The 13,272-nt window shown below is 70.0% G+C and carries 10 protein-coding genes; 8 read left to right on the top strand and 2 right to left on the bottom strand.

Going from position 1 to position 13,272, the window contains the following annotated elements; all coding sequences use genetic code 11:
* Positions 1–31: 31 nt before the first annotated feature.
* Positions 32–1,972 (bottom strand): acetate--CoA ligase, encoded by a 1,941-nt coding sequence (gene acs, locus ACFFN1_RS03140; protein WP_376838513.1) that lies wholly within the window; start codon positions 1,970–1,972, stop codon positions 32–34.
* A gap of 366 nt (positions 1,973–2,338) precedes the next feature.
* Here acs and ACFFN1_RS03135 point away from each other — a divergent pair, with 366 nt between their 5' ends.
* From ACFFN1_RS03135 to ACFFN1_RS03100, 8 genes are all read left to right on the top strand, one after another.
* The gene (locus ACFFN1_RS03135; RefSeq protein ID WP_376838511.1) at positions 2,339–5,134 is read left to right on the top strand and encodes a hypothetical protein; all 2,796 of its coding nucleotides are present in this window, start codon (positions 2,339–2,341) and stop codon (positions 5,132–5,134) included.
* Between the two features lie 363 nt (positions 5,135–5,497).
* Complete coding sequence (gene ssd / locus ACFFN1_RS03130; protein WP_376838509.1) at positions 5,498–6,688, top strand: septum site-determining protein Ssd; 1,191 nt, start codon at positions 5,498–5,500, stop codon at positions 6,686–6,688.
* On the top strand, positions 6,685–7,941 hold the full coding sequence (locus ACFFN1_RS03125; RefSeq protein ID WP_376838507.1) for a TadA family conjugal transfer-associated ATPase: 1,257 nt from the start codon (positions 6,685–6,687) through the stop codon (positions 7,939–7,941). The genes ssd and ACFFN1_RS03125 overlap by 4 nt, the downstream gene beginning before the upstream one ends.
* The gene (locus ACFFN1_RS03120) at positions 7,938–8,654 is read left to right on the top strand and encodes a type II secretion system F family protein (RefSeq protein ID WP_376838505.1); all 717 of its coding nucleotides are present in this window, start codon (positions 7,938–7,940) and stop codon (positions 8,652–8,654) included. The genes ACFFN1_RS03125 and ACFFN1_RS03120 overlap by 4 nt, the downstream gene beginning before the upstream one ends.
* Positions 8,651–9,337 carry a type II secretion system F family protein gene (locus tag ACFFN1_RS03115; RefSeq protein WP_376838504.1) on the top strand — a complete coding sequence of 229 codons (687 nt, stop codon included), beginning with the start codon at positions 8,651–8,653 and terminating at the stop codon, positions 9,335–9,337. The genes ACFFN1_RS03120 and ACFFN1_RS03115 overlap by 4 nt, the downstream gene beginning before the upstream one ends.
* 241 nt (positions 9,338–9,578) lie before the next feature.
* A complete protein-coding gene (locus ACFFN1_RS03110; RefSeq protein WP_376838502.1) occupies positions 9,579–9,827 on the top strand; it encodes a DUF4244 domain-containing protein in 249 nt (82 codons plus the stop codon).
* A gap of 76 nt (positions 9,828–9,903) precedes the next feature.
* Positions 9,904–10,206: a TadE family type IV pilus minor pilin gene (locus tag ACFFN1_RS03105; protein WP_465251190.1), complete on the top strand. Its 303-nt coding sequence runs from the start codon at positions 9,904–9,906 to the stop codon at positions 10,204–10,206.
* On the top strand, positions 10,203–10,652 hold the full coding sequence (locus ACFFN1_RS03100) for an Rv3654c family TadE-like protein (RefSeq protein ID WP_376838498.1): 450 nt from the start codon (positions 10,203–10,205) through the stop codon (positions 10,650–10,652). Before ACFFN1_RS03105 ends, ACFFN1_RS03100 begins: the two co-directional genes overlap by 4 nt.
* Positions 10,653–10,679: 27 nt before the next feature.
* On the opposite strand, the gene ACFFN1_RS03095 is transcribed toward ACFFN1_RS03100, so the two are convergent.
* Positions 10,680–13,172, bottom strand: coding sequence for a DNA 3'-5' helicase SftH (locus tag ACFFN1_RS03095; RefSeq protein WP_376838496.1), 2,493 nt, complete (start codon positions 13,170–13,172; stop codon positions 10,680–10,682).
* Positions 13,173–13,272 lie beyond the last annotated feature (100 nt).

The raw sequence follows: 13,272 nt of genomic DNA, 5'->3' as shown, positions 1-13,272 counted from the left end.
CGAGGTGGTGGCTGGGCAACCGCCAGCCGGGTCAGCCCTCGGCGACCTGGCTGGCGATAACGTCCATGACCGAGGCGTCGGCGAGGGTCGTCGTATTGCCGACGCCGCGGTTCTCGGCGACGTCCTTGAGCAGACGGCGCATGATCTTGCCCGAGCGGGTCTTCGGCAGCTCATCGACGATGTAGACCTGCTTGGGCTTGGCGATCGGGCCGATCTCGCGGCGCACATGGTTCTGCAGCGCCTCGGCGGTGCCCTCCTCCTTCGTGGCCTTGCCGCGCAGCACGACGAATGCGATGACCGCCTGGCCGGAGGTCTCATCAGCCGCGCCGACGACCGCCGACTCGGCGACATCCGGATGGGAGACGAGTGCCGACTCGATCTCAGCGGTCGACAGACGATGCCCGGAGACGTTCATGACGTCGTCGATGCGGCCGAGGAACCAGATGTCGCCGTCCTCATCGAAGCGCGCGCCGTCACCGGCGAAGTACTGCCCCTCGACCTGCGACCAGTAGGTCTCCTTGAAGCGCTCGGGGTCCTTGTAGATGCCGCGCAGCATCGACGGCCACGGCTCGGTGACGGTGAGGAAGCCGGCCGCATTCGGCTCACACGGCTGGCCGGCGTCGTCGACGACGGACACGCTGATGCCCGGCAGGGCGCGCTGGGCGGAGCCCGGCTTGAGGTCGAGCGCACCGGGCAGCGGCACGATCATGTGTGCGCCGGTCTCGGTCTGCCACCAGGTGTCGACGATCGGGCAGCGGCCCTGGCCGATCACCTCGTGGTACCACAGCCACGCCTCGGGGTTGATCGGCTCGCCGACCGAGCCGAGCAGGCGCAGCGAAGACAGATCGAACTTCTGGGCATGCTCGCGGCCCCACTTCATGCATGCGCGGATCGCCGTCGGGGCGGCGTAGAAGATCGACACCTTGTGCTTCTCGACGACCTCCCACCAGCGGCCGCGGTGCGGCGTGTCCGGGGTGCCTTCGTAGATGACCTGGGTGGCGCCGGCGGCCAGCGGGCCGTAGGCGACATAGGAGTGGCCGGTGATCCAGCCGACGTCGGCGGTGCACCAGAACACATCGGACTCGGGCTTGATGTCGAAGCTTGCCTGCATCGAGTACAGCACCTGGGTCAGGTAGCCGCCCGAGGTGTGGAGGATGCCCTTGGGCTTGCCGGTCGTTCCCGAGGTGTAGAGGATGAAGAGCGGATGCTCGGAGTCGAAGAACTCCGGGGTGTGGGAATCCGACTGCTCGGCCATGAGCTCGTGCCAGTACTGGTCGCGGCCCTCGACCATCTCGATGTCGTTCTGCGCGCGCTGCACGACGACGACATGCTTGACCGGGGTGTCGCCGCGGCCGACCGCCTCGTCGACGGCCGGCTTGAGCGGGGAGGGCTTGCCGCGCCGGAAGCCGCCGTCGGCAGTGATGACGACCTCCGCCTCGGCGTCCATGATGCGCGAGTGCAGGGCGTCGGAGGAGAAGCCGCCGAAGACCACGGAATGGGCGGCGCCGAGGCGGGCGCAGGCGAGCATCGCGATCGTCGCCTCGGGCACCATTGGCATGTAGATGGCGACGCGGTCGCCGGAGGTGACGCCGAGGCTCGTGAGCATATTGGCGGCCTTGCACACCTCGGCGGTGAGCTGGGCGTAGGTGTAGGTGCGGGAGTCGCCGGGCTCGCCCTCGAAGTGGATGGCGACGCGGTCGCCGTTGCCAGCCGCGACGTGGCGGTCGAGGCAGTTGTAGGCGACGTTGAGCCGGCCGCCGATGAACCACTTGGCGAACGGCGGGTCGGACCAGTCGAGGGTCTCGGTGAAGTCGGCCTCCCAGTCGACGAGCTCGCGGGCCTTCTCAGCCCAGAAGCCGAGGCGGTCGGAAGCGGCCTTGTCGTATTCGTCGATGCCGATGTTGGCGTTCTTCTTGAACTCCTCCGGCGGCGGGAAGATCTGGTCTGCGCTCTGCTGGCTCTGCTCTGTCATGACGATTACCTCCGACATCTTCGGCGTGCAGGGAAACGTGGCCACAGGGAACTCTCGGCCCCTCACAGGGAGCAATCGACCCCTCACAGGAAACTATCGGCCCCTGTGGTGCACCTTACATCCATTCTTCTGGCCGGTTAAGCCCGCCGGTCTCAGAGGGTCACAGTGTGGGAAATCGGTGCAGAATGGCCGAAATCCGTCGCAACTGGCATCTGCATGGGGCGTTATCGGTAAGCTAGCCAACGACATGTGTACGTGCAGCGAGGCTCTGCGGGGCGTCGGTCGGCTCCAGAGGTCAGCCGGCGCCTGCGGGCCTGAGGCCCGGCCACAGCGCCAGGTCACGACGACTGAGGAGAACTTCCGATTATGAGCACTCCCTACCAGCCTGGCGGTCAGCAGCCGGACCAGCATCCGGTGGCGCCTGCATACGGCAGTCAGCCGCCGCAGCAGCAGTACGGCAGCCAGCAGCCCCAGCAGTACGGCGGCCAGGGTCAGGCGTATGGAAGCCAGCAGCCCCAGGTTCAGCAGCCGGCGTATGGCAGCCAGCCGCAGCAGTTCGGCAGCCAGCCGCAGGCCGGATTCGGGGCCGCAGGCTACCCGCAGCAGCAGGCGGCGCCGAAGCCAGGCGGCGCACTCCTCGGGCCGCTGACGCTGCGCGACATCCTGCTTCTCGTGGGCGCTCTGTTCGGACTCATCGCCCTCATCATGCCGTTCTATCGTGATTTCTCGTACGGCTACCTGGGCGGCGCGTACTCCTTCCTCGTCGGCACGCGGTACGGCTGGACGGTGCTGCTCATGTGGCCGCTGCTGCTCCTCATCGTCGGTGTGCTCACCCTGCTCAACAAGACTGTCAGCGGTTTCCCGCAGCGCATCGGATCGCTGAGCCCAGACCAGCTCATCTCGGTGCTCGCCTCGGTGGCCTTCGCCACCTGCGTGATCGAGATCGCGCTGTCCCCGAACTCCATGGCTGCCTGGCACGTGGGCGCCTACTTCGCCTTCTTCGGCACCCTCATCACGTTCTTCGCGGGCGTCTTCACGAAGGTGCCGTTCTTCGCGCAGGAGTTCGCTGCCCGTCCCGAGGTGTCGGCCCACCCCAAGGCACGTCCGGTCGCCCGCGCTGGCGCGCAGGTTGGTTTCGGTGCGCCGGCTGGAGCCGCAATGGGCCAGCCCGGAGCTCCGGTGGACCCGGTCGCCCCAGCCGCTGAACAGGGCCAGCCGGTTCAGGGTGCAGCCGGACAGGCTGACCAGTACGGACAGCAGCCCGTGCAGCAGGCCCCGTACAGCCAGCAGCCGCAGCAGGCTATGCAGCAGCCGGCGCAGGATCAGTACGGCCAGCCGGGCGTGGCAGATCAGCAGAACCAGTACGGCCAGCCCGCCCAGGACTTCGCGGCGCAGCCGGCTCAGCAGGACCCGTACGGTCAGCAGGCCTACGGTTCGCAGCCGGACGCCTACGGTTCCCAGCAGAATCCGTACGGCTCGCAGCCAACCGCTGCCGACACCTCGGCGGAGGAATCCGGCAGCCAGGGTGCCGGCGCGGTCGCAGGTGCCGTCGGTGCCGGTGCGGCCGGCGCTGCAGGAGCGGCTGCTGTGGGCATGGGCATGAACGCCGGCGACGACAGCGCACAGGCTGGCGACTTCGCCGCCGGTGAGGAACCGCGCCAGCAGCAAACCTCCGATGACGGCCAGGCCTACCTGGGCAACCAGACGCCGGAGTCGCCACAGCACACGCAGAGCGAACCGACCCAGGCCTTCATGGCGGGCGGCCGCACCCACGGTGAGGACTTCTCAGCCGCGGACGCTGGCGTTGCTGATGAGAGTGGTGCCGCGGACGCAGGTTTCGCGGACGCTGGCGTTGCTGAAGAGACTGGTGCCGCCGGCGCAGCTGCCGAGGCGGAGGCGACTGACGACAGTGCTGCTGACGCCGCTGTTGCTGACTCCGACAGCACTGCCGTCTCGGACTTCGACAGCACTGCCGGTGCGGATGCTGCAGCGTTCGGCGCCGGCGCAGCCGCTGCCGGAATGGGTGCGGCCGGAATGGGTGCGGCCGCCGCATCCACCGATGACGCCGACGCTGCTTCGCCCGAACACGCGGGCGCTGAGGCGGCCGAGCATTCGGACGCTGACTCCTCCGCAGTTGTGGATAGCTACCAGGCGAACGCGGTTGCTGCTGATGCGGCGGCCTCCGAGGACTCCTCCGCCGACAGCGCAGCGGCTGCCCCGCTCGCTGACACTGCAGTTGAGACCCCGGCTGTGGATACCGCCGCCGAGGCGCCGGTCGCCGACACCGTTTCCGCGGACGCGGGTGCCCCGGCACCTGGCGCAGAGACCGCGGGTGCGGCAGAGAGCTTCGGCACTGAATCGCCCAGCGTCGAGGCTCCTGTCGCGGAGACTCCTGGCACTGAAGCCCCCGCCGTGGAGACTCCTGCTGTGGAGACTCCCGCCGCGGACAGCTCGTCCTCCGCGAGCGCCGCGGTCGCGGCCGGCATCGAGTCGGAGGCTGGTCAGCCCGCAACCCGCCGCGAGGCTCGGGTGCGCGGCGAACAGCAGCAGGCCACCGATGATCCGAATGAGCCGACCCAGTGGTTCCGCGCCTATGAGCGCGACAGCTCCGGCACCGCAGCCGCAGTGACGGACAGCAGCTCCATGACGGACGACGTCACTGACACCAGCTCCGCGACCGGCCAGGCCGAGGATCCGGAGCAGACCGCAGCGGCAGGCGCACCGGCCGTGTCGGGCGGATACGTTTCCGACGAGCCGACTCAGGCCTGGAGCCTGGCCGACCACGCGCAGGCGCACGACGCGCAGGCGCACGATGCGCAGGTCCACGACGCGCAGGTGCCCGGCACCTCGGGCGCGGTGGCAGCGGCAGGCGACGTGCAGGACTACAACCAGCCGACCCAGGCCTGGAGCCCGGCCGCCGAGTCGACGATCGACACCGGCGAGTCCGAGCACGCGGTTCCGAGCGGACAGGCGCAGCCTTTCTGGTTCGCCGTCCCGGAGCCGCGCGAGGCGATCGACCCGAGCACCGGCCGCCCGCTGTTCACCGTCACCCCGGGTGAGTGGTTCCTGGCGCTGTCGGACAACGGTTCGACCTTCACCGTCCGTGACGCCACCGGCCAGGAGGGTCTGCTGCGCAACCTGGAGGGCATCCAGCGCGGCTGATCTGACCGCCTGACGGCGCTCACTTGGACTGCGCGCCCTGGCACGTGTGACACATGCGAGCCAGGGCGCGCAGTCGTGTCTCGGCTGGTTCGCGAGGTGTGGATACCGGCCCGTGCCCGAGGTGCCGGGGAGGTGACCTGCGTGCCGGGGCCTGTGGATCGACGGCCGGTCAGCCCATGTGGATGCGCGGCCGGAGCGCCCGGCCGACGCGCAGCATCCCTGCTGCGGCGCGCTGACCTGCAGCAATGCCCAGCCAGTTGAGAGCCGCCGACCTGTGGTCACAGGTGCGGGAAGCGAAGCCGACCATCCACAGCCGAGGCGGCCGGCACCTCGGGCGCGGGAGCTTCCAGGAAGCCTGGAGGCATGTCCCGCATCGCACTCGTCACCCAGCTGACCAGTCTTGCCGAGCAGTGCGCCGCGCTCGCCGACGGCATCGGCATCCGCCTCGACGTGCTCGCCCCGCACACCGGCGGCTGGCAGGACGCCGTCCTCGTGCTCCTCGGCGAAGACGTCGCCGACCCGCTGCCGGCCCTGTCAGCGCCGACCGTGCTCGTCGCCGTCGACCACGGGGCCGAGATCTGGCAGCAGGCCGCTCGCCTGGGTGCCGACACTGTCGCGGTGCTCCCGGCCGCAGCCGAATGGCTGACCCAGCAGATGATCCACGCCGTCGAACCGCCCGGCAGCCCAGCCACGACGATCGGGGTCGTCGCAGGTTCGGGCGGGGCCGGCGCCTCGGTCCTGGCCTGTGCGCTCGCCCGCCATGCCGCCGCCGAGGCGGTCGAGACGGTGCTGCTCGACGCCGACCCGCTGGGCGGGGGAGTGGACTTGGTGCTCGGCTACGAGAACATCGACGGGCTGCGCTGGCCGGCGCTGACGACCTCGCGCGGGCGACTGCGCCCCTCGACTCTGCCGCAGGCGCTGCCGCGCAGTGAGGGGCTCTCGGTGCTGTCGTGGGATCGGGAGAGCCACGCGGATCTCTCCGGTGATGTCTTCGATGCCGTCATCACGGCCGCTCAGCAGGCCTTCGACCTCGTCATCGTCGATCTGCCGCGGCATGCTCCGGTTGAATGGGCCTCCAGCTGCCACCACCTCGTCCTCGTCACGCCGGCTCGCGTGCGCGCAGTCGTTGCGGCCTCATGTGTGGCCAGTCGGCTGCGCACGGTTCACCCGGCTGTCGGCTTAGCCGTGCGCAGCGTCGACCGCAATGGGCTCGACCCCGCGCTCGTCGCCGAGAGCATCGACCTTGAGCTGCTCGGCAGCTATCGGGACGATCCCGCGCTGGCCGGGCAGGTCGACCGCGGTGAGGGCATCCCCTATGCCCGCACCAGGCTCAAGCGCTTCGCCGCCGAGGTGTTGGAAGGGATCCTCGCCGGCGGCTCGGTGCCGGGTGGCGGGTTGTCCGGTGGCGGGTTGGTCAGCAGCGCAGCGCGGGGAGGCGGGTTGTCCGGAGGTGGGCTGTCCGGTGCCGGCCGCGAAAGCCGTGGCCTCGCAGGCAGCTCTGTTGGCCGCCGGATCTTCGGCGGTTCGAATGCCGTGGGCGCTGGTCGGCGATGAGCGAATGGATCGAACCGGGCCTCATCAATGATGTGCGCGCCCACCTGCTGGAGAATCCCGGCCCGATCACCGCCTCGGCCGTGGCCACCGCGGTGCAGCGCACCGGCCGCGTCATCGGCTCGGCCGCGCTGCTCGAACTCGTCTCTCGGATCTCCGCGCAGCTGGCCGGGGCAGGACCGCTGCAGCCGCTGCTCGACGAACCCGGGGTCACCGATGTGTTCGTCAACGGCCCGCGCGACATCTGGGTCGACCGCGGCACCGGGCTGGTGCCGGTGCGCTTGTCGCTGGGCGGGGAACCGGATGTGCGCACCCTTGCCGTTCGGCTCGCCGCACTCGGCGGCAGGCGCCTGGACGATTCGACGCCGCTCGTCGATGTGCAGCTGCCCGATGGGGTGCGGCTCAATGCGGTCATACCGCCGCTGTCGGGTGAGCACACGGTCATGTCCTTCCGGATTCCGCGCCCGCGCGGGTTCACCCTGGGCGAGCTCATCGACTCCGGTGCGGTTCCGGCGGCGATCGCCGAACTGCTCCAGCAGGTGCTCACCCGCCGGGCGAATTTCCTCATCTCCGGCGGCACCGGCTCCGGCAAGACCGCACTGCTCGGGGCGCTGCTGGCCGAATCGGCCGCTGATCAGCGGCTCGTCATCGTTGAGGACTCCCGCGAGCTGACCCTCGATCATCCACATGTCGTGCAGCTGTCCTCGCGGCAGGCCAATGTCGAAGGAGCCGGAGCCGTGACGCTGACCGATCTCGTGCGCAATGCGCTGCGCATGCGCCCGGACCGGCTCGTCGTCGGCGAGTGCCGCGGCGCCGAGGTGCGCGATATGCTCACCGCGCTCAACACCGGTCATGAGGGCGGATGTGCGACCATCCACGCCAACACCGCCGAGGCGGTGCCCGCCCGCCTGGAAGCGCTCGGCGCCCTGGCCGGGATGGCGCCGGCCGCGGTGCGTTCACAGGTCGCCAGCGCCATCGACGTCATCATCCACATCCGCCGACTGCGCCCCGGAGACCCCGCCGCCACCGGCTCGCTGCGGCAGGTGAGCGAGCTCAGCGTTCCGCGCGCTGATCCCACGAACGGCCGCATCACCATGCACCCGGTCTGGCATGCCGCCACCGGCTTCGACGCAGCCGGACTCGAGATGCTCACCACTCTCCTGGCCGAACGCGGCAGCACAGGTGGAAGCACCAGCAGCACGCCGGGAACCGGCAGCACGCCGGGAACCGGCAGCACGACGGGAACCGGCACATGACCGGCCTCCTCATCACCGTCATCGGGGCGCTCGCCGCTGTCGGCTGGTGGCTCATAAGCACCGACACTGCCGCGCGGCGCCTCGGCCAGCTGCTGCCCCAGCGCGCCGTCGAGACCCGCGCCGTCGCATCCCAGACGCCCGGTGCCAAGGCGCGGGCCACCTCGGGCGCGGACGCCGAAGCAGCAGCGATCGCCCTCATCGACCGGGCCGCCGAGCTGCTGCGCGTGGGCATGCCGCCTGAGGAGATCATGAGCCAGCTGGGCGAGCTCAGCGACGACCCGCGCACGGCCGTGGTGCTCGCCCGGATGTCGCGCTCACTGCGGCTGGGCGAGCGCCCGCACGAAGCGATCCGCCGCCACGCCCGCCAGCTGCCGGCCGCCCAGCACGACATCATCGACGGCATGGCCGCCGTGTGGTTCGTCGCCGAAACCGCCGGCGCACCGGCCGCCGATATGCTCGCCCGCTATGCCGCCTCCAGCCGCGAGAAGGCCGATGCCGCCCGCGAACGCGCCGTCGCCCTGGCCGGACCGCAGTCGACGGTCACAGTGCTCACCTGGCTACCGGTGTTCTCCCTCGGCCTCGGCGCGCTCATCGGCGCCAACCCGCTGCGCCTCATCGCCACTGTGCCCGGGGCGCTGAGCCTCGGCGGCGGTGTGGCGCTGCTGCTCATCGGGCGGATGTGGATGCGTTCGATGCTGAGGAGAGCCCAATGAGCTGGCCGCTCATCCTCGCCATCGGCGGGCTCGTCGGCGCGGCTTTCGTGCTCTTTGACCCGGGCACCGCCGGCCGCCTTTCGCGGCTGACGAGCGCGCTGTCCGGTTCCGGTGCGCTGTCTGGTTCCAGCGCGTTGTCCGCTTCTGACACGCTTCCTGACGGCCGCGCCCGAGGTGGCGAGCAGCAGCCGAATCCCGGCACGGTGCGTGCCCGCTCCCGTCGCGGCGGGGGTGAGTCGGCGGCCGATCATCTGGCCTTCGACCTGGAGCTCGTGGCGATCTGCCTGCAGAGCGGTCTGACGACCGAACGTGCGCTCATCCTCGCCGCACAGGCAGGCGGGGACAGGTCGGGTCTCGGCCGCCTCGGGCATGCGATCGCCCTCGGACAGAACGGCCCGGACCGGAAGTCTGTGGCCGCCGCCGAGGTGGACGAACAGTTGCGGCCGGTCGTGGCGCTCATCGACTTCAGCCGTCACACCGGTGTCGCGCTCGCCCCGCTGCTGCGCGGGCTGTCGTCTGATCTGCGGCGCAGCGAGCATCGGCGTCGGCAGCTGGCGGCAGCGCGGCTGGGTGTCACGCTCGTGGTGCCGCTGGGCGTATGCATTCTGCCGGCATTCATTCTGCTGGGCATTGTGCCGGTCGTCATCACCCTGATCTCCGATATGGCCGGAGTGTTCCAGTGAGTCCCGCGGCGTGCGCTGCCGCGGTGCGGATCGTGGCCAGACATGCACGCACAGCGGTGTGGATCATGCCAGCGGGTGCGTCCTGCCGCATGTGGACAGATGCGCGGCATCCACAGGCCGCAGGCGGTCTCTGTTCGCTGCAGCCGGCTGCCGGAATCCTGGAATCAGCTCGCCGGCCAGGGGCGAAGGCCGTCCCGGCCGGCGCAGCATCGCCCGCGAAGGCACACAGTGAGGAGACACCATGAAGAACACACCCCAGAGCTCAGCCGAGCCGCTCGACCGTCCGGAACCACAGTCGAAAGCTGCACAGCCCACCCGGCTGCTGAGCCAGCAGCTGGCATCGGATGAGGGAGCGACGACAGCGGAATACGCAATTACGACGCTTGCAGCCTGCGGTCTGGCCGCGCTGCTTGTCACACTGCTCAAGAGCGAGACCCTGTTGGAGCTCGTGACCGGCGTCATCACCTCGGCATTCGGGCTGGCAGGCTGAGATGACCTCAACAGCCTGCGAGGAGCGCCGGCGGTCCCGGCCTCGGGATGAGGGCGCGGCCACGGCGGAGTTCGCGATGGTGTTGCCCGCATTGGTGCTGCTGCTGGCGCTCTTCGCAGGCGCGACCACGATCGGGATGACCCAGCTGCGCGCCTACGACGCCGCGCGCGCCGCAGCCCGGGAGGCCGCTCGCGGAGAACCACAGCACTCCGTCGTCGCCGAGGCGGAGAAGCGCGCGGGCAAAGGATCAGATGTCACCGTCACCACCGATGGCGGTTACACACGCGTGGCAGTCGTCATCGGTCTGCCCCGGCCGATCAGCCTCGTGCAGGACCGCGTCGAATCCTCGGCAACCGCTCGCACGGAGGGCACGGGATGACGACGGAGACGCAACAGCAGAAACAGCTGCGCGATGCCGGCCCGCGCCACGAAGCTCGGCCGCATAGTGATCTCAGCCTGCACAGTGATCTCAGCCTGCGCAGTGATGCAGGTTCGACGAGCGTCGCGGCGATCATGATCGCTGCTGCAGCGTTCGCGCTCGTCGCCGGCCTTGGACTCGGCGGGCAGGCGTTCCTCGTCCATGCGCAGGCAGCCGGTACCGCCGACCTGGCGGCATTGGCCGCCGCAGATGCCGCGCGCGGCATCGCCCCAGGTGATCCCTGCGAAGTGGCAGCCGAAACAGCGAGCAGAGCAGATTTGGAGCTCAGCGAATGCATCGCCCGCCCAGATCTGGGCACAGCCACCGTCACCGTGAAAGCGCCGTTGCCCGGGCCGCTGCCAGCACTTGAAGTCAGGGCTGTCGCCGGCAGCTCCGGCGGGCCTTGAGGACGTCTCAGCTCGCTGGTCTGTGTCTCAGCTACCCTGCGGCGGGATGGTGCCGCGCAGCAGCTCGGTGAGGATCCGTTCGGCAGCATCCTTGTCCAGCGGGTTGTTGCCGTTGCCGCACTTCGGCGACTGCACGCACGACGGGCAGCCGGAGATGCACTCGCAGGCCTCAATCGCCTCCAGCGTCGCAGTCTGCCACGCATCGAAGGCGTGGAAGCCGCGTTCGGCGAATCCGGCGCCACCGGGCTGGCCGTCATAGACGAACACCGTCGTCTTCCGGGTATCGGCGTGGCGGTCGGTTGAGACGCCGCCGATGTCCCACCGGTCACAGCCGGCGAACAGCGGAAGCAGGCCGATCGAGGCATGCTCAGCAGCATGCACGGCACCCGGCAGGTCGCCGGTGCTGATCTGGGCGTCGGCGACCAGCGCCTCGGGCACGGTCCACCACACTGCAGAGGTGCGCAGAGTCCGCTCGGGCAGATCGAGGGCGTGCTCAGAGAGCACGACCCCGGTGCCGTTCTGCCGGATCTGGTAGCCGGTGACCTGTTCGAGGACCTCAACCATGCCGAGGTTGACCTGCCCGCCGGAGGGCAGCGGCCGGCTGGCGGTGACCGATTCGATGCTGATCTCGGTGACGGATTTCGGCTGAGTGGTGTAGTCGACGGTGCGCGGTTCGACGAGCGCGACCCGCTCATCGAGATCCAGGCTGGTGACGACGAAGGTCTGTCCCTGATGGACGTAGACCGCGCCCGGATGCGAGTGGCGCTGCGCGCCGGCGTCGTCGACGGTGCCGAGCACCGTTCCGGTCGCTGCGTCGACGAATCGCACAATGCCGCCGCCGGCATCGCGGATATCGGTCAGCGCGGCAGCCGGTTCCCGCTTCGTCCAGTACCAGCCGGTGGGTCTGCGGCGCAGCAGATTCGCCGCCGTCAGCTGCTCGATCGTCTTCTCCGCGGTATCGCCGAAGAGACTGAAATCCGCCGCGGTCAGCGGGCGTTCGGCAGCGGCAGCACACAGATGCCCGCCGAGCACATACGGGTTCGACGGGTCGATGACACCGCCGTCTACTGGGGAGCCGAAGACGGATTCCGGATGGTTGACGACATAGGTGTCGAGCGGATCGTCGCGGGCGATGAGGACCGCCAGCCAGTCCGAGCCTGCACGTCCGGCACGCCCGGCCTGCTGCCACAGGGATGCCAGAGTCCCTGGCCAGCCGGCCATGACGACGAGGTCGAGGCCGGCGATGTCGATGCCGAGCTCCAGCGCATTCGTCGACGCGACCGCGCGCAGCCGGCCGGTGCGCAGACCGGTCTCCAAGAGGCGGCGCTCCTCGGGCAGGTATCCGCCGCGGTAGGCGGCCACGGTGCGGGTGAGCTCGGGGTAGGAGCGTGAGACCGCCGACCGGGTCGCCTCGGCCAGGGCCTCGGTGCCGCGTCGGGAGGCGATGAAGGCAATGGCGGAGAAATCAGCGCACACCGCATCGGCGAGCAGATCAGCCGCCTCGGCGATCGTCGACCGGCGCTGCGGACCATCGGTGAGCACGCCGAGCGGATCATCGACGCCACCCCCGTCGAAACTGCCCCCGAGGCCCCCACCCCCGTCGCTCCAATCCCCGTCAGCCCCATCCCCGATGCCCAGCGGATCGTCCACACCCAAGGCGGCGAACACCTCGGCGTCGGGATCACCGGCAGCATGGGGGACCAGCGGCGGCTCCCACAGCACGAAGTGCCCGGCCGCCCGCGGCGATCCGTCCTCCGTCACCGCGGTGCAGGCGCGCCCGGTCAGCCGGGCGAACGCGGTGGCCGGATCGGCCATCGTCGCCGAGGCCCCGATGACCACCGGAGCAACCCCATAGTGGGCGGCCAGGCGCAGCAGCCGCCGCAGCACGAGCGCGACATGCGAGCCGAAGACACCTCGGTAGCGGTGGGCTTCGTCGATGATGACGTAGCGCAGATTGCGCAGCCAGCGCGCGAATCGGGCGTGCTGCGGCAGGATCGTGCGATGCAGCATGTCCGGATTCGTGTAGATGAGGTTGGCGTGCGCCCGCGCCCAGTCCTTCTGCGCCTGCGAGACATCCCCGTCGTAGGCCGCCGGGCGCAGCCCCGCGAGCACGAGCTGGCTGACCGTGTCCATCTGGTCGTGGGCCAGCGCCTTCGTCGGCGCGAGATAGATGGCCGTCGCCTGCTGCCGGGGCACCGCCTCGCGGGTGGCAGCGAAGGACTCGAGCACCGGCAGCAGGAACCCGAGCGACTTGCCCGAGGCCGTCCCGGTCGCGATCACCGTGTCGTCACCGGCGAAGGCCGCATCGGCTGCCGCCACCTGGTGCGTCCACGGCCGCTCGACACCCAGCGACTGCCAGGCGGCGACCACCTCGGCGGGCACCCACTCCGGCCAGTCGGCGTGCTGAGCGGAGCGCGCCGGAAGTGTCTCGATATGGCGGATCCGGTCCTCGCGCTGACCGAACCCGCTGACAAGGTCGAGCAGCCGGCTGTCCCCGGCCGCATCCTGCCGCTGCGTCATAGGGATCCATTGTCCCACCCGTCCCGGACATCGCCCGCCACCCGGGCTGCATCGCGCCACCCGCCCCGGACACCGCCCGCGGCCGGCCGCGGCCTCGTAC

The organism is Brevibacterium otitidis, assembly GCF_042429315.1.
Taxonomy (GTDB): Bacteria; Actinomycetota; Actinomycetes; order Actinomycetales; family Brevibacteriaceae; genus Brevibacterium; species Brevibacterium otitidis.
This window is presented reverse-complemented; position numbering and strand designations above follow the sequence as displayed.

Coding starts and splice junctions, on each gene's coding strand:
- acs (WP_376838513.1), bottom strand. CDS start 1,972: ATGACAGAGCAGAGCCAGCAGAGCGCAGACCAGATCTTCCCGCCGCCG.
- ACFFN1_RS03135 (WP_376838511.1), top strand. CDS start 2,339: ATGAGCACTCCCTACCAGCCTGGCGGTCAGCAGCCGGACCAGCATCCG.
- ssd (WP_376838509.1), top strand. CDS start 5,498: ATGTCCCGCATCGCACTCGTCACCCAGCTGACCAGTCTTGCCGAGCAG.
- ACFFN1_RS03125 (WP_376838507.1), top strand. CDS start 6,685: ATGAGCGAATGGATCGAACCGGGCCTCATCAATGATGTGCGCGCCCAC.
- ACFFN1_RS03120 (WP_376838505.1), top strand. CDS start 7,938: ATGACCGGCCTCCTCATCACCGTCATCGGGGCGCTCGCCGCTGTCGGC.
- ACFFN1_RS03115 (WP_376838504.1), top strand. CDS start 8,651: ATGAGCTGGCCGCTCATCCTCGCCATCGGCGGGCTCGTCGGCGCGGCT.
- ACFFN1_RS03110 (WP_376838502.1), top strand. CDS start 9,579: ATGAAGAACACACCCCAGAGCTCAGCCGAGCCGCTCGACCGTCCGGAA.
- ACFFN1_RS03105 (WP_465251190.1), top strand. CDS start 9,904: ATGGTGTTGCCCGCATTGGTGCTGCTGCTGGCGCTCTTCGCAGGCGCG.
- ACFFN1_RS03100 (WP_376838498.1), top strand. CDS start 10,203: ATGACGACGGAGACGCAACAGCAGAAACAGCTGCGCGATGCCGGCCCG.
- ACFFN1_RS03095 (WP_376838496.1), bottom strand. CDS start 13,172: ATGACGCAGCGGCAGGATGCGGCCGGGGACAGCCGGCTGCTCGACCTT.